Source organism: Mycobacterium sp. IDUB_9 (assembly GCF_055419505.1).
The window spans coordinates 277,292-299,325 of sequence record NZ_JBVAXU010000001.1 but is presented as its reverse complement, the minus strand read 5'-3'; the positions used below and the strand labels follow the sequence as shown (position 1 = coordinate 299,325).

The following is a 22,034-nucleotide window of genomic DNA, read 5'->3' as shown; positions in this document are numbered from 1 at the left end:
CAGTCTGGCACTCTCAGCGCGTCAGCGGGTCGTGCTGAATGCGGTCGGCGGGGGCGCCACGCTCGACCAGGGCGGCCTTGGTGGCGGTGACCATGTCGGGTCCGCCGCAGACGAGGATCTGTCGATCGCCCCAATTGCCGAATTTCGTCACCACTTCTGCGAGCGTGCCGGTCTGGCGCACGTGTAGCCCTCGCGGGGGCCGGACGTCGGGATACTGGCCGGCCCACGGGGGATCGGTGCTGTACTCCGACACCGGGGTCACCGAAAGCCACGGGTTGGTCGAGGCGATGTGCCACAGCGTTTTCAGGTCGTACAGGTCGCACGGATAGCGGCCACCGAAGAACAGGTGCACGCGAGGATTCTCACCGTGCAACGTCATGTCCATGATGATGTTGCGCAGCGGGGCCAGGCCCGTGCTGCCGGCCACCATCAGCACATCTTCGCCGTCGCGGTCGACGTGCAGGCCGCCGTGTGGGCTGGACTGCCGCCAACGGTCCCCGATCTTGGTCTCGGCGACGACCGCGGTGCTCACCATGCCGCCGGGGACGGACCGGACGTGGAACTCGATGGCCCCGGAGCGGTCGGAGGGAATGGCCGGGCTCAGGTAGCGCCACCGTCGCGGCCATTGGGGCACCTGGACGGTGACGTACTGACCGGGGTGGTAGAACAGCGCCTCGTCGAGCTGCAGCCGGATCACCGAGACGTCGCGGGTGACCCGGTGGTGTTCGATGACGGTGCCGTCGCAGTAGGCCGGGGCTTCCTCGGCGTCGGCTGCGCCGCGCATCACGCCGATGATCAGGGCCACGGCATCGCGGGTGGCTTCGGCCAGGCTGTCATCCCAGTCGGACTCGAGGTGGTCATGCAGCGCGTTGTACAGCGCATCATGCATCGAGTCGTAATGCCCCTGCGTCACACCGTATTTGCGGTGGTCTCTGCCGAGCTGGGCCAGGAACGCCACCGGCTCCTCGGCGCGCTGGGCGATCAGCTCCCCGAACAGCCAGGTCAGGGCGCGCGCGAAGACATCGCGCTGGTGGTCCATGTCGGGGGGGAACAGATCGCGGGCGGAGAGGTCGGTGGCGAACCATCGGGTGTAGAAATCGCGGATCAGTGGCGCCGCGCCCTGCTCCGGGTCGACGGCGTTCTGCAGTGTCTGCAACGCGTCGCGGTCATCGAGTCCCACGGAGCTGCATCTTAGGCGCGGTACGCCCGGGCCGCCGCAAAGCGGCGCTGATCACCAACATCAGCCCGACGATCGCCCAGCAACTGAGCACGATGATGGCGGTGTCGGCGCCGGCACCGCCGAAGTAGGCAGTGGACCGCAGCAGGGTGGCGGTCGCTCCCTGGGGTAGCAGTTGGCCGAGCTGGCCCCAGCCTGACGGCAGCATCTCCGGTGCGGCTGTCAGTCCGGACAGCGGGTTGCCCAACAGCAGCGCCAGCGCGGCACCCACCGCCAGGCCGACTTTGCCGAACAACGAGCCCAGCCCGAGTACGACCAGGCCGGCCGCCGCGATTCCGAGCGTCAGGCCGGCAGCCACTCCCCAGAGATTCGAGTCGATCGAGCCGAGCACGTATTGAAGCAGGGCCGCCACCGTGACGCCGGCGACCGCGGAGAACACGATGGTGGCGGTCAGGCGGGTCCACACCTCACGCCGCAGCAACAGCACCAGCGCGGCGGCGGGCAGCATCCCGGCCAGCGTGATCGGCAGGGCAGCGGCAGCCACTCCCGTGCCGCGTGGATCTTGACTGCTGAGTGGGGCGAGGTCCTCGGTGTGCAGGGTCACGCCGGAGTGTGTGGCGATGCCGTCACCGATCTGGGTGAGCAGCTGCGCGACGGCCGGGCTGCCGCCGGTGGCGGTCAGCAGGGTGGGGTCCTGCGGGCCGAATGCGATGCCGCCGTACACGTTTCGGTCGAGTATCGCCTCACGCAGGGTGTTCTCGCCGGGGTAGTAGGTGACCTTGAACGCGCCGGGGGCCTGCTGTTCGAGGCGCTCGGCGATCTGGCTCGTGGCGACCTGGGGGCCGGCGGCGCCGATCGGGATGTCGTGAGGCTTGGAACGCGACGCCGGCAGGGCGAAGGCGATGGCCACGATCGCGATCGCGATGGTCAATACGGCCACGATGCCCGCAGCACGCAATGCTGCGGGCGGCTCGTGCTCGGGTGCTGCGTGATGGACCGGCGTGGGTGTCGGTAGCGAGAGCATCGTCTCCCTCTTTTCATCAGCCGTTGAAATAATCGGTTGAGATGAGGGTAAGCCTTGCGGGGGCGATATTTCAATAGACGTTGAAATGATAATGTCGACGTATGGCTTCACCTGGGAAAACCGCTCCGCGCCGAGGCCGCCGCCAGGGTGACCCGGTGTCTCGGGACGCAGTGCTGGCTGCAGCCAAGCAGCGCTTCGCGGCCGAGGGCTACGAAAAGACGACGCTGCGCGGGATCGCGTCGGATGCGCACGTCGACGCGTCGATGGTGCTGTACCTGTTCGGGTCGAAGGCCGACCTGTTCCGGGAGTCCCTTCGGCTGATCCTCGATCCCGACGTGCTGGTGGCCGCCCTGGAAGGGCCAGACGGCGCCATCGGCGAGCGCATGGTCCGCGTCTACCTGAAGATGTGGGAGGCCCCTGACACCGCAGCGAGCATGCGGGTCATGCTGCAGTCCGCGACATCGAATTCCGATGCGCACGTGGCATTTCGAACGTTCATGCAGGATTACGTGCTCGCCGCGGTATCAGGTGTACTGGGTGGCGGCGAGCAGGCCCGGCTCCGGGCGATGCTCGCCGCATCGAGCCTGGTCGGTACCGCGATGCTGCGCTACGTGATGGAGGTACCGCCGTTGGCGACGCTCGCCGGCGAAGACATCGTGCGGTTGCTCGCGCCGACGGTGACCCGCTACCTCACCGCGGATGCGGCAGAGTTGGGATTGCCGGAGTTGTAGGTGGTCGGTTCCTACTGGCCGAACGTCGCGCTTGATGCCACCTTGGTGTATTGTCCGACGACCTTCCCTACCTCGACAGCATTGGCTGCTGACTTGGCGGACATCACCGACATCTGTCCGGCAGCAAGAGGTACTGAGCCGGCGACAGCCCCGACCTCAATTGCCAATGCGACGGCAGGACCTTGCGGACCGGAGACCTTCGCAATCATGGCGGGCAGGATCGCATAGCCGAGGACGGTCGCGCATGTGCCGAGGAACGAGCGCGTCTGATCGACTTGACTCGCCTGTTTGCTCACGATTGCTGCCATGGCCTTGTCGGCTTCCGCAATCGAGCGTGCGCGGTCCTGCTGTTTAGCGTCTTGACCCGTGTAGGCCTGCGAGGCGTCGCCTTGCCACCCGGATGTCGGCTTCGCCGATTCCAGGGTGTCATGGACTTGGCCCAACTGCTCTGCGCCCTGCCCGAACCTGTCGCCAGTATCCGGATTGCCGATTCCGCAAGTGAGAGTCATACCCTGGATGCCCAACAGGCCGACGTTGATGATGGGAGTTGCGACAGACTTCCCGATGAGCATCTGCACGAGCCCAATTGCGTCGGAACCCAGCCCGAGCTTGTCCCCGGCATCGTTATGAGACTTCGTGGACCACAGAGTGTTGGCATCCCCGAGATCGCTCAACTCGTCGCTCTTGCCGAGAGTCTTGCTGACCTTCTCCGCGGCATCCCAAAAGCTCATTCTTGTCTGGCCCTTCCTTCGCTGGGGTGAGCCTAACAGCACGCCAACATGTTGCTATGCACCAATTTTGGGTGTTCAAAACGCGGCTTTGGCGTTCTCTGGGGCAACCCTGAATGCACTGACGGCTGGTGTCTAGACTGACGGCACTCTCATCGGGCCCACCGCGAGAACGGCGCTAGCGAATCGAGATGGTCATACAGAAAGTGTGCAAAAGTGGTGGCCAGCAGCAGCGTAGGCATTGGTGGGGACGTGGGATGCGCACAGTCGAGCCGGTAATCGAAAGTCGCGTACATGAACATGGCTTCGAGCTTGGATTGGTTCCGTTGACTATGTACCCGTCCGATCTCTGTAGTGGTGTCGTAAATCGGTTCGTCGAGTTCCAACTTGGTGAACTTGGGGATGTAGGAACGTATTTTGGTGGCGCCTAGCGATTGGCCCTGATACTCGAGCTCGAACGAAATTTTTGGGGTTCGGAAGAATTGCCAATACGAGCTGGTCTGCCGAAGGCAACCGAGTTCACGGCCGTCGGGGTCGTGAACGTGCAGACCATGTTTGCCATGACCCCGGAATCCAACGGATCGGACGAACTGCAGCAGTTGTGTTCCGTCGGGCCGAACGACCTCGAATACGAGTTCGCTGATTGCCTCAGCCCCCCAGGGGGGTGCTTTCAGTAGTTGGATCAACGCGAGTATTTGCCCACGCGGGTTCGTAATCGAGCAACGGATATCGGAGCCCGCCCCACCGCGGATTGGTTGGAGGAACAGAGTGGGCTCCCCGAACGGGTACCCGCCTGAAGTCAGCGGCGGGGCAGGGACCTTGGCCGCGGTCGGCGGTTGCATCGGCGGACCAGATGCTACGTGGGCTGACCACTGCCTGCCGTCGAAGTACCGGATCTGCTGAGTGTTCCAAGGGTCGGTAAACCATCCCGCCTGCGGCGGTGGTGGCACGCTTTCGCTGATGGTCGCCCCTCGGTCAGTCTTCGCGCTCGGTGTGGCGTGCGATGAGCGCGACGTCGGCCTCGTGGGCCTGTTCCGGTGTGGCGAACGGCATGTTGGTCTCCACGAAATCCCGCGCGTCGCGCAGATCCATGCCCTGCTCGACGAGCATGTTCACCACGCCGACGTGCACGGCAGCCGTAGCTTTCTTGGCCGCCACGCCTGCCACGAACCGGATCTCTTCAGCCAGTTGGGATTCGGTCAAGGTGGTTACCTTTGGATCCAGATCGACCTGGGCGACCGACCCGCCGAGGTAGGCCGTCACCGAGACGGTGCCCGGCGGGTTGATCGCCTGGACCACGGGGCCCTGTGCCTCGTCCGCGGTAGCCGCGTCGGCCTCGACCGCGCCGAAAACGTCGTCCTCATCGTCTTCGACGTCAGTGCTGGTGAAGTCATCGACACCATCGAGGCTGGTTCCCTCGTCGATTTCACCTACGGAGTAGTCCGGCAGTGCGTCAATTCCCGACCCGCCATCGTCGGGTTGGGGTGGTGTGTCGAAGTCGAGCGCGTCCAAACCCGTGTCGTCGGAGTGGAAGAACTCATCGTCCGGATCGTGTGTGGTCACGTATCTGAAGTCCCGATTCTGATCGGCGGCCGGCGCGAGCCGAGACAAATGGCTTTGATCCGTACGTTACCGCTGACGAAGTTGCCGGCTGGTAGTGGTCTCAGCGTGGATGCATCTCTTTACCGAGTTTGCCAGCCCCTTGTGCATCGGACTGGTCGTAACGTGACGCTGCCACCCCCAGCCTGCTCGACAGGCTGGTCGAGACGGAGTTCAAACCGGCGCAGGCGGCAGCGCGTGCTGCTTCTGCCGCTGCGACGGCCGCGTTGGATGTTGAGCAGATGACGCCGTGATTTACCACCATGGACGTGCTGACACCATGCGACGCTGTGGCCGCCGCGAGAATCTGTTCCGCGGCGGTGGCCTGCATTTGCGCAAGTTCGAGCACGTGTGAGGTAATCACGCGCAGTTCGCCGGACATGCTTTTCTCCTTGTGCGTGTTCGCAGTTGGTGGCGACCGCGGTCCCAGTGCCACATCTGCAGGCATTCACTCCCGTCTTGGAGGAGACCCTAACAGCGCGCTGAGGCACCTCGTCGCACCAATTTCGGTACGCGGCCACCTGTAGTCGTCCGCCGCTTGGTTGTTTGATTGCGGCCAGTGCGGCCCCCAGCGCCGAGTGGGCCGCCCATCTGGATTCGGTCATACATGTAGTGCGCGAAGGCGGTAGCCAGCATCAGCGCAGGGAGTGGATGTGGTGTTGGCGCCGAGCAGTCGAGGGTGTAGTCGTAGTGCGGGTTGCGTGATCCGAAGTTCGGCAGCCATCGACGATCGACGTGGCCGAGCACCGCGTCAGCCGCATCGTAGATGGGTTCGTGGACCTTCTTGTTCATCTGCAGAACGCTGGTGGCGATGTCGGACTGCCCAAGACGCTGTCCGTTGAACTCCAACGCCATTGTCAGGCGGAGAACCCGCCAGCGTGAGCCCGCTTGACGCAAACAGCCGAAGTCGTGTCCAGCGGCATCATGCACTTGGATGACATGTCCGCTGTAGCCTCCGTAACGCGTCAAGTACAGCAACGGTGCTCCGTCAGGACGAACCATGACGAAATGCAGGTCAGCGGTCGCGCGGGTAGTCCACGGAATGCTCGCTCGCGGTTGAATAAACCCGATCTGCTCGCCGCGCACGTTCTCTACCCCGCACGTGATGCTGGCGTCATTTGGGGTCGCGATGGCGCGAAGGATCAGAACCCGCTCCCCGAACGGGTAACCGGTGTCCCAGGCATAGTCGGCGGCGGCCACCGGGGCAGGAGCGGTGTGGCTGGTCCATTTTTGGCCGTCAAAGTAGCGCAGTTGCTGGGGACTCCAAGGATCGGTAAACCAGCCGGCCGGCCCGGCTTGTGGAACTTCGTTGTCGATGATTCGTGCCCTTCATGTCTGCCAGGATCTGCCGCAGACGGAGCAGGCCCGTCGCTCAGCTGCCTTCGAACTGATTCTGGCCCAAGGTCTCGACGAAAGACGGCCCCCGGCGCTCGAGTTCGCCCCGGTACTCGTCAGCCCAGGTACCAAATGGCTTGTGTGCCAGGTATTCATTGCGGAACCGGTCGTCCTCGGACACCTCGGAAACGCAGAAAGAGGGAATGGCGAGATCGACCACTGGCCCGCCGCGCTCGACTTCGGAAAGCAGTAGCGGTGCGTTCCGGCCGAGGAACTGGTCGATGATCCAGCCATCCTCGCCGAGCCACATCGAATAGCGAACCTTCGCGACGACGTGTTCGGACCGACCGACGATCTGTGCCGCGATCAATGGATCGAGCTCGCGTTCGGCTTCGTAGCGGGTTCCCCCGATGGCGGGACCTTTGGCGGTCATGGTCCCGAGCGATTCATCCCCCAGTGTCGCTACGAGTTCGGCGGGAGTCGCATCCAATTCGGCGGGTGCCGGCCCCTGCACGCGTACGCGCACCGCGTATCCGTCGGACGCGAAAAGGTAGGCCTGGACGATCAGGGCTGGTGCGGGATCCGATGCTGCCACTGCGGGCAATTCCCGGACAAAGAACTTCCGCTCGAATTCGAAATCACCGAAACCGGATTCGGACATGCGCACACCGTAGCCCGATCTGCGCCGAATGCGTCGCCTATAACCCGTGAATTCCCTTGTAGAGCACGAGCAGGCCGATCACCACAAGAATCGCGGCGACCAAGATGGCATGGTTGCGCTCCATCCATTCCTTGAGCCGGGTGAGCGCCGGGTCCAAACGGTCGCCGGACACCGCGTACGCGAGGATCGGCAGCGCCACGGTCGATCCCGCTGCCAGCACGTAGTAGAGCCCGGCTGCCCAGACGCCGGGCTGGCCGAGGCCGGAGCTGCCGATGGCCAATCCGGCTGCCGCGGAGATGAACAGCACCTTGGGGTTCACCACCGTGAGCCCTACCCCGGCGGCGCCCGCCCGGGCGGGGGTGAGCTTGCTCAGGCCGGCCATCCAACCCGGCATGTGTTCTGACTTGGCCCGGGTGAGAAAACGGTAGGCACCGAAGACGATCAGCGCGGCGCCCACCACGATGCGCAGCCACGACGCCCACGCCGGGGGTTTGTCGAGCCCGCCGAGCAGGCCCGAGACGCCGACGAATATTGCGGTCAGCGCCGCGAGACCGAGCAACCAGCCGGCGAGGAACGCCAGGCCGGTCGGCCGGGGGCGCGGGGTGTGCAGCACCAGCACCGCCGGAATGATCGACAAGGGTGACAGAGCCACCACCAACGCCAACGGGATGAGTTCGGCAAGAACCGAACCCCAACTTTCCGTCATGGCCGCCCTCTCGACGCAGTGCCCGAGCAAAACCTAGCAAGCATCGAGTCGCCCTGGAGGTAAGTGCTCACCAACGCCCGGTCGCAACGTCCTCGACCGCATCGGCGGCGTGTGCCGGGCCGCCGTGGGTATGGACCTCGTCGCTGATGGTGTCGAGGTTCGCTCGGATCCGCTGATCGGCGGCGACGTCGAGCACCGCGTCGCGGATCTGGGCGGCATCGGGGAGATGGTCGACGAGGTGTCGGCCGACGCCGATGGTCTCCAGGCGGGCGGCATTGGCGGGCTGATCGACGGCTTGCGGGATCGCCACCATCGGCACCCCGAACCACAGACCCTCGGTGCACGAGCCCATGCCGGCGTGGGTGATGAAGCAGTCGGCCCGCCGCAGCACCGCGGGCTGGGGGACGGTCTTGCGCAGCTGGACCCACGGCGGGACCGCGCCCAAGCCGTCGACGTCGGCGCGTCCCGTGGCCAGCACCAGGCGCCAGTCCTGTCCGTCGAGTGCTTCGATCACGTTGCGGTACACGTCGGCTCGGTCGGTGTAGGCGGTGCCGAAGGCCAGGAGGGCCAGCGGGCCGTCGCCGTCGGGCGGGGTCCAGTCGCGCGGATCTTCGCGACGTGGATCGATGCACGGCCCCACGAACCGGTAGCGGTCACCGACCCGGTCGGCGTTCCGTTGCATGGCCCGGGGGATCAGCACCAGGCAGCGGCGAGGCGCCCCGGTCACGTCATCGAACGTCAACCCTGATCGCGAATCGGTCAGCCAGTCATCGAACGCCTGGCGGTAGGCCAGCCCGCTGGGGCTGCCGAGGATGGGACCGAGTGTCTCGGCCATGTCGTCGTGGTAGCCCTCCCAGGCCACCTCGCTCGGGGAAAGCTGAGCTGACGGCACACCCCATTGCTCCGCCGCCACCGGACCGGCCATGCCGCCGATGTCGTAGAGCACGAGGTCGGGCCGGTCGTCATCGAGGGCGGCGTGAACCTGGGGCAATACGTGGATGGCCTCGTCGAGGAACATCCGCATGCCGGCCGCCGGGTCGGAGTCGTCGAACGATTCCGGTGCGCCGGGTGCCCCCGGGAGTACGGACGTGCACTCCACGACGTCGGCGCCGGTCGGGCGGACCAGCCAGCTCAGGTGGCCACCGACCAGGTAACTCACCCGATGACCGCGGCGTGCCAACTCGTGGACGACCGCCAAATGTGGGTACATATGGCTGGGAGCGGATGCGGCGATGACGGCGATGTGCACGTCGCTGAGTCTGCCCGCCGAAAATTTCTAAAGTTGAGCGGAACAGACTCAACCTTGACTACGTTGTACATCGCGACAAGCATTTTCTTTATCGAAAAAGGGAGGTGTCGTGGACTCGTTCAACCCGACGACCAAGACTCAGGCGGCGCTGACCTCAGCGTTGCAGGCGGCCAGTTCCGCCGGCAATCCGGAGATCCGGCCCGCCCATCTTTTGATGGCACTGCTCACTCAGAACGAGGGCATTGCCGCACCACTGCTCGAGGCCGTCGGCGTGGACCCCGCGACGATTCGCGCAGGGGCGCAACGACTGCTCGACCAACTGCCCAGCGCCAGCGGCGCCAGCAGCCAACCCCAGCTGAGCCGGGAATCGCTCGCTGCGATCACCACGGCCCAGGGCCTGGCCACCGAGATGGACGACGAGTACGTCTCCACCGAACATCTGATGGTCGGCCTGGCCACCGGCGACTCCGAAGTTGCCAAACTGCTGACCGGACACGGTGCCTCACCCGAGGCGCTTCGCGAGGCCTTCACCAAGGTGCGCGGTAGTGCCCGCGTCACCAGCCCTGATCCGGAGGGCAGCTACCAGGCGCTGGAGAAGTACTCCACCGACCTGACCGCCGCCGCCCGCGAAGGCAAGCTCGACCCGGTTATCGGGCGCGACAACGAGATTCGTCGCGTCGTACAGGTGCTGAGTCGTCGTACCAAGAACAACCCCGTGCTCATCGGTGAGCCCGGCGTGGGAAAGACCGCGATCGTCGAGGGCCTGGCCCAGCGCATCGTGGCCGGCGACGTTCCGGAAAGCCTGCGGGACAAGACCGTCATCTCCTTGGACCTCGGGTCCATGGTGGCCGGCGCGAAGTACCGCGGCGAATTCGAGGAACGCCTCAAGGCCGTCCTCGACGACATCAAGAATTCGGCGGGCCAGGTCATCACGTTCATCGATGAGCTGCACACCATCGTCGGCGCCGGTGCCACCGGTGAGTCCGCGATGGACGCGGGCAACATGATCAAGCCCATGCTCGCCCGTGGCGAGCTGCGTCTGGTCGGTGCCACCACGCTCGACGAGTACCGCAAGTACATCGAGAAGGACGCCGCGCTGGAGCGCCGGTTCCAGCAGGTGCTGGTCGGCGAGCCGTCCGTCGAGGACACCGTCGGCATCCTGCGCGGACTCAAGGACCGCTACGAGGTGCACCACGGTGTCCGCATCACCGACTCCGCGCTGGTGGCCGCCGCAACCCTCTCGGATCGCTACATCACCTCGCGGTTCCTGCCGGACAAGGCGATCGACCTGGTCGACGAGGCCGGATCCCGGCTGCGTATGGAGATCGACTCCCGGCCCGTCGAAATCGACGAGGTCGAGCGGCTCGTCCGTCGCCTCGAGATCGAGGAGATGGCGCTGCAGAAGGAGGAAGACGACGCCTCCAAGGAACGGCTGGAGAAGCTGCGCGCCGAGTTGGCTGATTACAAGGAGAAGCTGGCCGAGCTGACGACCAGGTGGCAGAACGAGAAGGGCGCCATCGACATCGTCCGCGAGCTCAAGGAGCAGTTGGACACGCTGCGTGGCGAGGCCGACCGGGCCGAGCGCGACGGTGACCTGGCCAAGGCTTCCGAGCTGCGCTACGGCCGCATTCCCGAGGTCGAGAAGAAGCTCGACGCCGCGCTGCCGGTGGCCGAGGCTCGCGAGAATGTGATGCTCAAAGAAGAGGTCGGCCCCGACGACATCGCCGAGGTGGTCGAGGCGTGGACCGGTATTCCGGCCGGCCGGATGCTCGAAGGCGAGAGCGCCAAGCTGCTGCGGATGGAGGAGGAGCTCGGCAAGCGCGTCATCGGTCAGAAAGCCGCGGTGACCGCGGTGTCGGATGCGGTGCGACGCACCCGGGCCGGGGTGGCCGATCCCAACCGGCCGACAGGTTCATTCATGTTCCTGGGCCCGACCGGCGTCGGTAAGACCGAGCTGGCAAAAGCGTTGGCGGAGTTCCTGTTCGACGACGAGCGTGCCATGGTCCGCATCGACATGAGTGAGTACGGCGAGAAGCACTCGGTGGCTCGGCTGGTCGGTGCACCTCCCGGATACATCGGCTACGACCAGGGCGGTCAGCTGACCGAGGCGGTACGGCGGCGTCCGTACACGGTGGTGCTGTTCGACGAGATCGAAAAGGCACACCCGGACGTGTTCGACGTGCTGCTGCAGGTGCTCGACGAGGGCCGGTTGACCGACGGTCAGGGCCGGACGGTCGACTTCCGCAACACGATCCTGATCCTGACTTCCAACCTGGGTGCCGGTGGCACCGAGGAGCAGGTGATGGCGGCGGTGCGGGCGGCGTTCAAGCCGGAGTTCATCAACCGGCTCGACGACGTGATCCTGTTCGACGCACTGAATCCCGAGGAGCTCGTGTCGATCGTCGACATCCAGTTGCAGCAGCTGCAGAAGCGGCTGTCGCAGCGCAGGCTCACCCTCGAGGTGTCGCTGCCCGCCAAGACATGGTTGGCCGAGCGTGGTTTCGACCCGCTCTACGGTGCCCGCCCGCTGCGCCGCCTGGTGCAGCAGGCCATCGGCGACCAGTTGGCCAAGATGCTGCTGGCCGGCGATGTGCACGACGGCGACGTGGTGCCGGTCAACGTCACCCCCGACGGAGAAGGCCTGGTCCTGGGCTGATTTAGCCCGCCGAAAAGACGCGAATGTCCCCCAGAATCGCGGTTCTGGGGGACATTTGCGTCTGCTCGCGCTGAGATGAACGGGTGATCCCCTCCGTCACGCCGCTCCCCGGCAAGCCCAAACTGCTCCTCGGCTCCTACGACCTGGACACCCTGGGTTACCGCGCCGAGGAGTTCTTCGTCTCGGGGACGGCTCGGTCGTATGCGCCGGAGGGTTCGGCGGATTACACGACGCGCATCGTGGTTGTTCGACCGACTGACGAAGCCAAGTTCAACGGCACCATCCTCGTGGAGTGGCTCAACGTCAGCGGCGGTATCGACGCTCCTGCCGTGTGGTTCATGGCGCACCGTGAAATCGCGCGGTCGGGTTACGCATATGTGGCGGTGTCGGCACAACAGGTCGGCGTGGAAGGCGGGGACAGTCTTGTCGGCGCCAACATGTCTCTGAAGGCGCAAGACCCCGAACGTTATTCGATCCTGCACCACCCGGGTGATGCATTTGCCTACGACATCTTCACCCAGGTCGGGCGCCTTGTGCGCGATGGCACCATCGACGGTCTCGAACCAGAAACCGTTCTCGCGGTCGGGGAGTCGCAATCAGCGATGTTCCTGACCACGTACGTCAACGATGTCGATCCCGTCGTCTCAGTCTTCGATGGCTTCCTCGTCCACTCACGGTTCGGCCCGGCCGCTCCCCTCGACGGAACCAGCGCGATACGTGCGTCGGGCCCCGTACCGTTCCGGGACCACCTCCGGGTCCCGGTCCTCACAGTGCTCACCGAAACTGATGTGGTCGATGGGCATCTGCCCGGGTATCACCGAGCTCGACGGCCGGATGACGCGCTGTTCCGGGCGTGGGAGCTGCCCGGCAGTGCCCACGCCGACAACTACACGATCCGTGTCGGGTTCATCGACAGCGGAGCCGTCCCGGCCGAACAACTCGCGGCGGGCTACGCGCCCATCGACGAGCTGATGGGAACGAAGCTGTCGTACTTCATCAATTTCGCCCCGCAACACCACTACGTCCTGCAGGCTGCGGTTGATGCGCTTGACAATTGGGTGCGCACAGGTGAGCAGGCGCCAGTGGCCGCGCCGATAGAACTATCGGACGGCGACCAGTTGGTGCTCGACGCGAACGGCCTTGCCAAGGGCGGAGTTCGCACGCCATGGGTCGACGTGCCGACGGCCCGCACGTCGGGGCTCGCCGACAACGAGAGCCCCATGTCGTTTCTCTTCGGATCGGGGGAACCGTTCGACTCCGGCACGCTGCGGGCGCTGTATCCCGGTGGCCCGGCCGAGTATCTGGCCCGGTTCACCGAGTCATTGGACGCGGCTGTCGAAGCAGGATTCCTGCTGCCGCAAGATCGTTCAGAAATCCTGGAGCTCGCCACGGTGATGTTTCCCGGCTGAATTTTTCCGCCGAGCAGACGTAAACCTGCCCTTTCGCAAGTGGAATTGGGCAGTTTATGTCTGCTCGCCTGGGAAACGCTACAGACTGAACCTCCCCGCGAACCCACGCAGCGGCACGTCGGCACTCGTCAACAACCCTGGCGGTGCGGCAACCACCGACGCGATCGCATTGAGTGCGGGCAGCCCCGTCACGGTCATGCCGATCGAGGCGAACGAGTCCGGATCGGACAGGTCCACACCGGGTTTCGGGAAGATCATGTGCTTGTTGTAGACACATGGGTCGCCCTTGATCTGCGTGATGTAGCAGCCCTTGATGTCCCAGCTGGGATCGGTGTGCGGGGTCATCTGCCATTCGAGATGGGTCTCCACCCGCGGCACGCCGTCGACCATGCCCTGGTATTTGATGTAGTTGCCGCCCAGCGATCCCTTGGGCAGCGTGTACCAGCCCAGATCGACGTCCTTTGTGCACGCACCGAGTTCGTAGGTGAACTTGACCTCGTCGAGCTCCAGCCCGAAGCAGTCGGCCATCATCAGCACACTGTCGGCGAAGACCCGGGTGTATTTCTCCAGCTTGCCGGGGATCGACGGGTCGTCGACCGGCAGGCCGTAGCCGACCTCGATCCAGGTGTCCTTGCTGTGATGGCATGACACGTCGACGGATTCGATGGTGGTGACGTTTTCGATCTCGGCGACATCGGCCGAACACACCACGCCCAGGATCTGATTCACGCCGGGGTTCATGCCGGTGCCGTAGAACGTAGAACTACCACGTGCGGCCGCTTCCGCCAGGACCTGGGTGACCGGTCTCCCGGAGGGATGCGGGTGGTTGGTGTCGCGGTGCCAGCCGGTGATCCAGTCGGCGGTGGTGACGATATTGATGCCGGCCTCAAGGACTTTCACGTACAGGTCCTCGTCGGGGAAGACGCCGTGAAAGGTGAGTACGTCGGGACGCGCGGCGATGATCTCATCGATCGAACCTGTCGCGGTCACTCCGATGGGATCGATCCCGGCGATCTCACCCGCATCGCGGCCGACCTTTTCCGGTGTGTAGCAATGCAATCCGACCAGCTCGAGGTCGGGGCGCTTGCCGATGCGCTTGATCATCTCGGTGCCGACGTTGCCGGTCGCCACCTGGAATACGCGGATCTTCTCGGTCATAGGGTGTCTACCTTTCGTATGCGCGCCAGGTCTGCGGCACTGCCACCGCGACCGTCGGGATAGAACTGCATGGCCCACTTGCGGATTGCGGTGAAGCCCTCGTACTCAGCGGTGGCCAGCGCCGGGGGATCGGAGTAGCGCTGGTGTGACCAGATGTGGATGTCCTGGGTGAACTGGCGGATCACCTCGTCGCCGAACTCGGCGGCCTTGGTCGCCGCTCGCTCGGAATCTTTTCCGGGTGTGCGGCCGATGTAGACCATGAACCGCACGTCGGAGGTGGACTCGTCGACGGGGGTGACCGCCGAGATGGTGCGGTTGTCGATCATCCCCCAGCTCTTGGTCACCGCGATGCCCAGACCGCCGTTGATCGCCTCGACACCGCTGCGCACGTCGTCGATCGACTGTTGATCGTCACCCTCGAACGTGATCGTGAAGTCGACGTAGGAGACCGGTGCGGCGAAGTCGTGGCGGGTGAACACCGGCACGATCGGGGTCTGGTGGACGTACTTGAAATGCGCGAAGTCGACGCCGTTCTCCAGGACGTACTGCGGATGGAGTTCGAGCCCCTCGCGGAACAGCCGCTGCTGGGGGTAGTAGTCGGCCGCGCTGCTGCCGTCGGCGAAGGACGCGAATACGTCCGGCGCGTCGAAAAACGGCTCACGCCCTTCGATGTCGTGCCAGATGTAGATGATCTCGTTGCGTTCGACGACGGGGTAGGTGCGTATCCGGCGGCCGCGGTTGGGCCGGTCCTGGTAGGGGATACAGACGTTGCGGCCCTCGGTGTTCCACTGCCAGCCGTGAAATGGGCACTGGATGGCCTCGCCGACGACATGGCCACCGAATCCCAGGTGGGCGCCCAGGTGCTCGCAGAAGGCGTTCATCACGGTCACCTGCCCGGACTCCGAGCGCCAGGCCACCATCTCCTCGCCGAAGTACTTCATGGCGTGTACGGCCCCGACGTCGACCTGGTCCGACCAGGCGACCTGGAACCATCCTGTCGGTTTCATCGACAACGGTGGTTTGGCCATGACGGGAATCGTAGGAGCTTCTGTGAAACTTTGGAAGAGGGTTCTGTGAAAACGGGGTAATCTCTCGAGATGGCCGAGACCGAGGCGGGTGCGCGCCGCACCAACCGGCGCGGTGAAGCCACGCGGGAGAGCATGCTGGAAGCCGCGCGCAAGGCGCTGGCCACCGGTGATCCCGGAGCGGTGTCGGCCAACCGGATCGCCAAAGAGATCGGTGCCACCTGGGGCGCGGTGAAATACCAGTTCGGCGACATCGACGGATTCTGGGCGGCGGTCCTGCAGCGCACCGCCGAACGCCGCGCGGGCATGCTGAGCCACCGTGACGACGGTGCGCCGCTACGTCAGCGCGTCGCCGGCATCATCGACCTGCTCTATGACGGGCTGACGGCCAGCGATTCGCGCGCGATCGAGAATCTGCGTGCCGCACTGCCACGGGACCGCGCCGAACTGGAACGGCTCTACCCGAAGACCGCGGCCGAACTCTCGTCGTGGGGGCAGGGTTGGCTGCAAACCTGTCAGCAGGCCTTCGCCGATCTCGACGTGGACCCCGAGCGGGTCCGCGAGGTCGCCTCGTTCATCCCCGGCGCGATGCGCGGCATCACCTCCGAGCGTCAGCTCGGCACCTATACCGACCTCGATGTGGCCCGGCAGGGCCTCACGAACGCGATCGTCACCTACCTCGAAGAGTCTCGGTTACAGCGCTCTGATCACCAGTAACCGGGTTGTGACCTCACAAGGTGGGGGCATTTCCGCCGTCAACAAGTAGGCTAGGCCCGATGGTCCCGCTCTGGTTCACGCTGTCCGCACTCTGTTTCGTGGGTGCGGCCGTATTGCTGTACGTCGACATCGACCGTCGGCGTGGGTTGGGACGGCGCCGTAAGTCGTGGGCGAAGTCGCATGGCTTCGATTACGAGCATGAGTCGCACGAGATCCTCAAGCGCTGGAAGCGCGGGGTGATGTCGACCGTCGGTGACGTCACGGCCAAGAACGTCGTCCTCGGCCAGATTCGTGGCGAGGCGGTGTTCATCTTTGACATCGAAGAGGTCGCGACAGTGATCGCGCTGCACCGCAAGGTCGGCACGAACGTCGTCGTCGATCTGCGGCTCAAAGGCATCAAGGAGCCCCGGGAGAGCGACATCTGGCTGCTCGGCGCGATCGGTCCGCGGATGGTGTACTCCACCAACCTCGACGCCGCTCGCCGCGCGTGCGACCGCCGGATGGTCACGTTCGCCCACACCGCTCCCGACTGCGCCGAGATCATGTGGAACGAGCAGAACTGGACGCTCGTCAGCATGCCGGTCACGAGCACTCGCGCCCAGTGGGACGAGGGACTGCGCACCGTTCGCCAGTTCAACGACCTGCTGCGGGTACTGCCCCCGCTTCCGCAGAACGGCGTGGCACCGCAGTCCGGTCAGGGCAGCCAGGCTGCGCTGGCCCGTCGCGCAAGCTCGCCCAGTCGCCCGTTGGCGCCGACCCCCGCCGGGCGTCGGGAGCTGCCGCCGGGCCGGGCCGATGCGGCACCCGGACGTGGTGATGTCAGTCGTTACACCCAGCCGCGCCAGGAGCCGGGCCGCCCGGATGTGATTCGTCGCACCCCGCCGCCGGCCCGCAACGGACGTCACGCACCGCACTACCAGCGGTAGGCGGCACAGCCAGAGCAGTTGAGTACCCTCTAGGTCGTGTCTCGCCCCCTCGCGCTGAACTTAGGACAGAACTGACGTGGCAGTGCGGGCGCTGATCGCGGCGGTGATGGCGGTATTTCTCGTCGTCACCGCGGGCTGCACATCCGATCAGCCGCAACGCACGTATGAAGCGTCCACCGCAGCGATCGGGGACTCCCTCGACATTCTCGGCTGGCATCTGACGGTGTCGAATCTGCGGTTCGACGCCGAACACGTACTGGTCGATGTCGAGGGCTCGGCCTCGGGCGATGCCCGTGCCAAACCAGAGGACATCCGGTTCGGTCTGTACGGCGCGCTGGCGCATCCGATCGAGGCCGATGCACTCCATGGCTGCGATGCGATGACCAACCTGGGGATCCGGCCGCTGTCGGCGCCGTCGCCTGACAAGCTCAGCGGCACAGTATGTTTGGGGCCGCAACGTGAACAGAACCAGGTGCGCGGAGTCTATGTGTACTCGCCACGCGAGCGCATCCCGGGAACCACGGTGGCCTACCCGGCGGCGTTTCCGGTGGGGATGATGCCCACCAGCGTCAATGACACCGGCGTCACCGTCAAGACCTCCAGCGTCGATGCGTTCAGTGCCGACGGCGGTCAACTGGCGCCGACGGCGATCGGCGATCCCACCGCCTTCGCCGGCCAGGGGTACATGCTGCTCGGACTCGAAATCGACGGTGCCGCAAAGCGTTACGGAGAAGACGCGGCCGCCCGCGGCGGGCCGTTGATGGTGGTGACCGGCCCGACGCTGCCGCCGCCGGGGCTCAGCCACCTCTGCTCGGTGTACGGCTCGTCGGTGCTGCTCCTGCCGGAGGCCTCGCGTGAGGCGGTCAACGTCCGGGCGTCGCTGTGCACGCAGGGAGAGATCAACGCCGCGCTGCTGTACGCGTCGGTGTCGGTGATCGGCACCCACGCCGCCCTGTGGACCACCGGTGGCTGAGAGCGCCGGCCCGACGGAGTGGGGCGAGGCCCCGGGGGTGGGCCCGTGGGAGGGGCCACTACCCGTCGGGGACGCGCGCTACGATCCTGAGCTGTTGCGCGACGGGGATACCCGCAATGTCGTTGACGCCTACCGGTATTGGACCCGGGAGGCGATCATCGCCGACATCGACCGGCGGCGGCACCGGCTGCACATCGCGATCGAGAACTTCGGCAACGACGCCAATATCGGTGCGGTGGTACGCACCGCCAACGCCTTCGCAGTAGACACCGTGCACATCGTGGGCAAGCGCCGCTGGAACCGGCGCGGCGCCATGGTGACCGACCGGTATCAGCGGTTGTGCCACCACGACACCACCGCCGAACTGCTGTCGTTCGCCGCCGACGCGGGGCTGACCGTCGTCGCGGTGGACAACGTGCCCGGCGCCGTGCGGCTGGAGCAGACCGAACTACCCCGCGACTGCCTGCTGATCTTCGGTCAGGAAGGCCCGGGCATCACCCCGGAGGCGCAGGCCGGGGCAGCCGTCACCGTGTCCATCGCGCAGTTCGGATCGACCCGCAGCATCAACGCCGGAGTCGCCGCCGGAATTGCCATGCACGCGTGGATCACTCGCCACGCGGATTTTTCTGCGGCCTGGTAGCGCCCACCCTCACGCGCGATACATGCGGAAAACTGCCCCACATGCCGCCAATTCGGCGGCCCGGTAGGGCAGGATCGTGAGTATGGATCAGCTATGGGCTAACCGTGCGGCCAGCGCCGAAGCTGCGATAACCCAACGGCACCTGACAAAACTCTGGGGTCTGCCGGGTACTCAGCTCGGTGTGGTGGCTTGGCCGGCGACCAAGAAGTACCGCAAGTTCGGAACCTGGCACTACTGGTGGCAGGCACACCTGCTCGACTGTCTGGTCGACGCGCAGGTGCGTAATCCGCAGCCGGAACGCAGAACCCAGATCGAGCGCCAGATCCGTGGACACTGGCTGCGCAACAACCTGTCCTGGACCAACAACTACTACGACGACATGGCCTGGCTGGCACTGTCCCTCGAGCGGGCCGGACGCCTGGTCGGGGTGGAAAAAGCCCATGCGCTCAGAAAGCTGTGTTCGCAGTTCGTCGACGCCTGGGTGCCCGAGGACGGTGGCGGCATACCGTGGCGCAAACAAGACCAGTTCTTCAACGCCCCGGCCAACGGTCCCGCCGGGATCTTCCTGGCCCGCTACGACGACCGGTTGCGCCGCGCCCAGCAGATGTCCGACTGGATCGACGACACCCTCATCGATCCGGAAACCCACCTGGTGTTCGACGGCATCAAGGCCGGCTCGATGGTGCGGGCGCAGTACACCTACTGCCAGGGCGTGGTGCTCGGTCTTGAGGTCGAACTCGCGGTGCGGACCGGTGACGCCCGGCACGCCGAACGGGTCCGCCGTCTGGTGACCGCGGTGGGCAAGGAGATGACCACCGACGGTGTCATCAAGGGGGCCGGCGGCGGCGACGGCGGGTTGTTCAACGGCATCCTGGCGCGGTACCTGGCGCTGGTGGCCACGACGTTGCCGGGGGACAGCGCGCAAGATGAGGCCGCTCGCGAGGCGGCCCGGTCGATCGTGCTCAAGTCCGCCGAGGCGGCGTGGAACGGCCGCCAGACGGTGGACGGGTTGCCGTTGTTCGCGGCATTTTGGGACCGGACCGCCGAGGTGCCGGTTGCCGAAGGTAAACAAGCCGAGTTCGTCGACGGCGCGGTCAACGCGTCGGCGATCCCCGAACGTGATCTGTCAGTTCAGGTTTCCGGCTGGATGTTGATGGAAGCAGCGCACACCCTGTCCGAGTAGTCCCCGCGTCGTCACTAGGGGCGGCCCGAAACTGAGCGTGCGCTCAGCTGGGACTAGGTTAAGCATCGTGAGAGATGTGCTCGCCGGACTGCTGGCAGTTTGGCGTGCCGGCGGAACCGCGGGCCTGGCCACAGTGGTACGGACGTTCCGTTCCGCACCGCGGGCTGCCGGGGCCTCGATGGTGGTCGCGCCCGACGGCACCGTGACGGGTTCGGTATCCGGAGGCTGCGTCGAAGGAGCGGTGTACGAGCTGGCCGGCGAGGTGGTCGCCGGGGGCACGCCGGCGCTGCAGCGGTACGGGGTGAGCGACGACGACGCCTTCGCCGTGGGGCTGACCTGCGGCGGCATCCTCGATGTGTTCGTCGAGCCCGTGTCGAAGCGGACGTTTCCGGAACTGGAAGCTCTGGTCGACGACATCGAAGGGCACCGGCCTGCCGCGACCGCCACCGTCATTGCCCACCCTGACCCCGCCTGGGTGGGCCGGCGACTGGTCATCCGCACCGATGAGGTGACCGGCACACTCGGTTCGGCCCGTGCCGACAGCGCGGTCACCGATGACGCCCGCGGTCTGCTCGACACCGGCCGCAGCGCGGTCCTCACATTCGGACCCGACGGTGAACGCCGGGGTGAAGGCATGGAGGTGTTCGTCGCGAGCTTCGCGCCACCTCCGCGGATGCTGGTGTTCGGAGCGATCGACTTCGCGGCCGCCGTCGCCCGTCAGGGCTCGCTGCTCGGCTATCGCGTCACGGTGTGCGATGCGCGCCCGGTCTTCGCCACCCCAGCCCGCTTCCCGACCGCTGACGAGGTTGTCGTCGACTGGCCCAACCGATACCTGGCCGCGCAGGCCGCTGCCGGCGCGATCGACGGCCGCACCGTCATCTGCCTGCTCACCCACGATCCGAAGTTCGACGTGCCACTGCTCGAGGTGGCGCTGCGGTTGCCCGAGATCGGCTACATCGGTGCGATGGGTTCGCGGCGCACGCACGATGACCGCATGGTCCGGCTACGCGAGGCCGGCCTGACCGGCGAAGAACTCGCGAGGCTGTCCAGCCCCATCGGGCTGGACCTCGGTGCCAGAACGCCCGAAGAGACCGCGGTCTCGATCGCGGCCGAGATCATCGCGCAACGTTGGGGCGGCACCGGCACGCCGCTGACCGGCACCGGCGGCCGCATTCATCACGAGCACAGTCATCATGAACACAGCGAACCGAGTGAATTGAGGAGTGGTCAGTGACCCGAGCCAGGATCGATTTCCCCAGCCGGATCGGCGTGTGGTGGGCCAGTGACACCTGGGCCATGCCCGAGGCGCAGCAGGTTGCGCGGGAGATCGAAGCTCTGGGCTTCGGCTCGTTGTTCCTGCCCGAGGTGGTCGGAAAGGAGGCGCTCACCCAGTCGGCAGCGTTCCTGGCTGCCACCGAACGGCTCGTAGTGGGGACCGGTATCGCCAACATTCACGTGCGGGTGCCGTCGGCCGCTGAATCTGGAGCCCGCACCCTCACGGCGCTCTACCCGGGCCGGTTCGTGCTCGGGCTGGGTGTCAGCCACGGACCGCTCGTCGAGCACGGCCTGGGCGGCACCTATGCGAAGCCGCTGGCCACGATGCGCACCTACCTGGAGCGCATGGCGGCGGTGCCCGAACAGATCGAACCCGGGGTCGGACGTCCGCCGCGGCTGGTGGCCGCGCTCGGCCCGAAGATGATCGAGCTGTCCGGCACCCACGCCGATGGCGCACACCCCTACCTGGTCACACCGGAGCACACCGCGACGACGCGCGAGATCGTGGGCACCGATCCCTGGGTGGTGTCTGAACAAGCCGTCGCCATCGGCGGAGACGACGCCGACCAACTGGCACGGGCGCACAAGCACCTCGACGTCTACAGCGGTCTGCCCAATTACCGGAACTCGTGGCTACGGCAGGGTTTCGACGACACCGACCTGGTTCGCGGCGGATCGGACCGACTGGCCCGCAAGCTCGTCGGCATGGGTTCGGTCGGGCAGGCGGCCGCGGCGATCACCGCGCACTTGGATGCCGGCGCCGATCACGTCGTCGTGCAGGCACTGGGAGAGAACCCGACGGCCGATCCGCGCCCGGCGCTGCGCGAGCTCGCGGCCGCGCTGAATCTTACGTAGCCGGGGC

The 22,034-nt window shown here is 65.8% G+C and carries 22 protein-coding genes and 1 pseudogene; 10 read left to right on the top strand and 13 right to left on the bottom strand.

Annotated features, from left to right (window positions below):
* Positions 1-13: 13 nt before the first annotated feature.
* Together ACZY08_RS01590 and ACZY08_RS01585 are read right to left on the bottom strand one after the other, a co-directional pair.
* Entirely contained in the window at positions 14-1,180 is a 1,167-nt protein-coding gene (locus ACZY08_RS01590) for an FAD-binding oxidoreductase (protein WP_463742865.1), read from the bottom strand.
* Positions 1,167-2,201, bottom strand: a complete 1,035-nt coding sequence (locus ACZY08_RS01585; protein ID WP_463742864.1) for an ABC transporter permease — start codon at positions 2,199-2,201, stop codon at positions 1,167-1,169. Before ACZY08_RS01585 ends, ACZY08_RS01590 begins: the two co-directional genes overlap by 14 nt.
* Before the next feature lie 101 nt (positions 2,202-2,302).
* Here ACZY08_RS01585 and ACZY08_RS01580 point away from each other — a divergent pair, with 101 nt between their 5' ends.
* Positions 2,303-2,932 carry a TetR/AcrR family transcriptional regulator gene (locus ACZY08_RS01580; RefSeq protein WP_463742863.1) on the top strand — a complete coding sequence of 210 codons (630 nt, stop codon included), beginning with the start codon at positions 2,303-2,305 and terminating at the stop codon, positions 2,930-2,932.
* An 11-nt stretch (positions 2,933-2,943) separates the two neighbouring features.
* Here ACZY08_RS01580 and ACZY08_RS01575 read toward each other — a convergent pair whose 3' ends face one another.
* The 9 genes and pseudogenes from ACZY08_RS01575 to ACZY08_RS01535 all read right to left on the bottom strand — a co-directional run bounded on the left by ACZY08_RS01575 (position 2,944) and on the right by ACZY08_RS01535 (position 9,210).
* Positions 2,944-3,663: an EspA/EspE family type VII secretion system effector gene (locus ACZY08_RS01575; protein WP_463742862.1), complete on the bottom strand. Its 720-nt coding sequence runs from the start codon at positions 3,661-3,663 to the stop codon at positions 2,944-2,946.
* Positions 3,664-3,812: 149 nt separating this feature from the next.
* The gene (locus ACZY08_RS01570; protein WP_463742861.1) at positions 3,813-4,610 is read right to left on the bottom strand and encodes a DUF2510 domain-containing protein; all 798 of its coding nucleotides are present in this window, start codon (positions 4,608-4,610) and stop codon (positions 3,813-3,815) included.
* 25 nt (positions 4,611-4,635) lie between these two features.
* Positions 4,636-5,223 carry a hypothetical protein gene (locus ACZY08_RS01565; RefSeq protein WP_463742860.1) on the bottom strand — a complete coding sequence of 196 codons (588 nt, stop codon included), beginning with the start codon at positions 5,221-5,223 and terminating at the stop codon, positions 4,636-4,638.
* 100 nt (positions 5,224-5,323) lie between these two features.
* Positions 5,324-5,641, bottom strand: coding sequence for an ESX-1 secretion-associated protein (locus ACZY08_RS01560; protein WP_463742859.1), 318 nt, complete (start codon positions 5,639-5,641; stop codon positions 5,324-5,326).
* 89 nt (positions 5,642-5,730) lie between these two features.
* Entirely contained in the window at positions 5,731-6,459 is a 729-nt protein-coding gene (locus ACZY08_RS01555; protein ID WP_463742858.1) for a DUF2510 domain-containing protein, read from the bottom strand.
* Positions 6,460-6,576: pseudogene (locus ACZY08_RS01550) on the bottom strand (DUF2510 domain-containing protein); the annotation flags it as partial. It lies immediately after the preceding gene.
* A gap of 55 nt (positions 6,577-6,631) precedes the next feature.
* The gene (locus ACZY08_RS01545) at positions 6,632-7,255 is read right to left on the bottom strand and encodes a CYTH domain-containing protein (RefSeq protein WP_463742857.1); all 624 of its coding nucleotides are present in this window, start codon (positions 7,253-7,255) and stop codon (positions 6,632-6,634) included.
* Between the two features lie 37 nt (positions 7,256-7,292).
* Positions 7,293-7,961 (bottom strand): GAP family protein, encoded by a 669-nt coding sequence (locus tag ACZY08_RS01540; protein WP_463742856.1) that lies wholly within the window; start codon positions 7,959-7,961, stop codon positions 7,293-7,295.
* A 67-nt stretch (positions 7,962-8,028) separates the two neighbouring features.
* Positions 8,029-9,210, bottom strand: coding sequence for a macrolide family glycosyltransferase (locus ACZY08_RS01535; RefSeq protein ID WP_463742855.1), 1,182 nt, complete (start codon positions 9,208-9,210; stop codon positions 8,029-8,031).
* Positions 9,211-9,319: 109 nt separating this feature from the next.
* Here ACZY08_RS01535 and clpB point away from each other — a divergent pair, with 109 nt between their 5' ends.
* Together clpB and ACZY08_RS01525 are read left to right on the top strand one after the other, a co-directional pair.
* Positions 9,320-11,866, top strand: a complete 2,547-nt coding sequence (gene clpB, locus ACZY08_RS01530) for an ATP-dependent chaperone ClpB (protein WP_463742854.1) — start codon at positions 9,320-9,322, stop codon at positions 11,864-11,866.
* Between the two features lie 86 nt (positions 11,867-11,952).
* The gene (locus ACZY08_RS01525) at positions 11,953-13,275 is read left to right on the top strand and encodes an alpha/beta hydrolase domain-containing protein (RefSeq protein WP_463744105.1); all 1,323 of its coding nucleotides are present in this window, start codon (positions 11,953-11,955) and stop codon (positions 13,273-13,275) included.
* A gap of 78 nt (positions 13,276-13,353) precedes the next feature.
* Here ACZY08_RS01525 and ACZY08_RS01520 read toward each other — a convergent pair whose 3' ends face one another.
* The gene (locus tag ACZY08_RS01520) at positions 13,354-14,433 is read right to left on the bottom strand and encodes an NAD(P)H-dependent amine dehydrogenase family protein (RefSeq protein WP_463742853.1); all 1,080 of its coding nucleotides are present in this window, start codon (positions 14,431-14,433) and stop codon (positions 13,354-13,356) included.
* Positions 14,430-15,461, bottom strand: coding sequence for a Rieske 2Fe-2S domain-containing protein (locus ACZY08_RS01515; RefSeq protein ID WP_463742852.1), 1,032 nt, complete (start codon positions 15,459-15,461; stop codon positions 14,430-14,432). Before ACZY08_RS01515 ends, ACZY08_RS01520 begins: the two co-directional genes overlap by 4 nt.
* A 69-nt stretch (positions 15,462-15,530) precedes the next feature.
* On the opposite strand from ACZY08_RS01515, the gene ACZY08_RS01510 reads away from it, so the two are divergent.
* From ACZY08_RS01510 to ACZY08_RS01480, 7 genes are all read left to right on the top strand, one after another.
* Entirely contained in the window at positions 15,531-16,175 is a 645-nt protein-coding gene (locus tag ACZY08_RS01510; RefSeq protein WP_463742851.1) for a TetR/AcrR family transcriptional regulator, read from the top strand.
* Positions 16,176-16,234: 59 nt separating this feature from the next.
* Positions 16,235-17,101 (top strand): trehalose monomycolate transport factor TtfA, encoded by an 867-nt coding sequence (gene ttfA / locus ACZY08_RS01505; RefSeq protein ID WP_463742850.1) that lies wholly within the window; start codon positions 16,235-16,237, stop codon positions 17,099-17,101.
* 82 nt (positions 17,102-17,183) lie between these two features.
* Positions 17,184-18,074, top strand: a complete 891-nt coding sequence (locus tag ACZY08_RS01500; protein WP_463744104.1) for a hypothetical protein — start codon at positions 17,184-17,186, stop codon at positions 18,072-18,074.
* The gene (locus ACZY08_RS01495) at positions 18,067-18,714 is read left to right on the top strand and encodes a TrmH family RNA methyltransferase (RefSeq protein WP_463742849.1); all 648 of its coding nucleotides are present in this window, start codon (positions 18,067-18,069) and stop codon (positions 18,712-18,714) included. The genes ACZY08_RS01500 and ACZY08_RS01495 overlap by 8 nt, the downstream gene beginning before the upstream one ends.
* Before the next feature lie 82 nt (positions 18,715-18,796).
* Positions 18,797-19,897 carry a glycoside hydrolase family 76 protein gene (locus ACZY08_RS01490; RefSeq protein WP_463742848.1) on the top strand — a complete coding sequence of 367 codons (1,101 nt, stop codon included), beginning with the start codon at positions 18,797-18,799 and terminating at the stop codon, positions 19,895-19,897.
* Between the two features lie 67 nt (positions 19,898-19,964).
* The gene (locus ACZY08_RS01485; RefSeq protein ID WP_463742847.1) at positions 19,965-21,131 is read left to right on the top strand and encodes an XdhC family protein; all 1,167 of its coding nucleotides are present in this window, start codon (positions 19,965-19,967) and stop codon (positions 21,129-21,131) included.
* Positions 21,128-22,027 (top strand): LLM class F420-dependent oxidoreductase, encoded by a 900-nt coding sequence (locus tag ACZY08_RS01480; protein WP_463742846.1) that lies wholly within the window; start codon positions 21,128-21,130, stop codon positions 22,025-22,027. Before ACZY08_RS01485 ends, ACZY08_RS01480 begins: the two co-directional genes overlap by 4 nt.
* Positions 22,028-22,034 lie beyond the last annotated feature (7 nt).

What these genes read in the sequence shown, in the direction of transcription:
- ACZY08_RS01585 (WP_463742864.1), bottom strand. Translation starts at nt 2,201, where the DNA reads ATGCTCTCGCTACCGACACCCACGCCGGTCCATCACGCAGCACCCGAG.
- ACZY08_RS01580 (WP_463742863.1), top strand. Translation starts at nt 2,303, where the DNA reads ATGGCTTCACCTGGGAAAACCGCTCCGCGCCGAGGCCGCCGCCAGGGT.
- ACZY08_RS01575 (WP_463742862.1), bottom strand. Translation starts at nt 3,663, where the DNA reads ATGAGCTTTTGGGATGCCGCGGAGAAGGTCAGCAAGACTCTCGGCAAG.
- ACZY08_RS01560 (WP_463742859.1), bottom strand. Translation starts at nt 5,641, where the DNA reads ATGTCCGGCGAACTGCGCGTGATTACCTCACACGTGCTCGAACTTGCG.
- ACZY08_RS01545 (WP_463742857.1), bottom strand. Translation starts at nt 7,255, where the DNA reads ATGTCCGAATCCGGTTTCGGTGATTTCGAATTCGAGCGGAAGTTCTTT.
- ACZY08_RS01540 (WP_463742856.1), bottom strand. Translation starts at nt 7,961, where the DNA reads ATGACGGAAAGTTGGGGTTCGGTTCTTGCCGAACTCATCCCGTTGGCG.
- ACZY08_RS01520 (WP_463742853.1), bottom strand. Translation starts at nt 14,433, where the DNA reads ATGACCGAGAAGATCCGCGTATTCCAGGTGGCGACCGGCAACGTCGGC.
- ACZY08_RS01515 (WP_463742852.1), bottom strand. Translation starts at nt 15,461, where the DNA reads ATGGCCAAACCACCGTTGTCGATGAAACCGACAGGATGGTTCCAGGTC.
- ACZY08_RS01510 (WP_463742851.1), top strand. Translation starts at nt 15,531, where the DNA reads ATGGCCGAGACCGAGGCGGGTGCGCGCCGCACCAACCGGCGCGGTGAA.
- ttfA (WP_463742850.1), top strand. Translation starts at nt 16,235, where the DNA reads ATGGTCCCGCTCTGGTTCACGCTGTCCGCACTCTGTTTCGTGGGTGCG.
- ACZY08_RS01490 (WP_463742848.1), top strand. Translation starts at nt 18,797, where the DNA reads ATGGATCAGCTATGGGCTAACCGTGCGGCCAGCGCCGAAGCTGCGATA.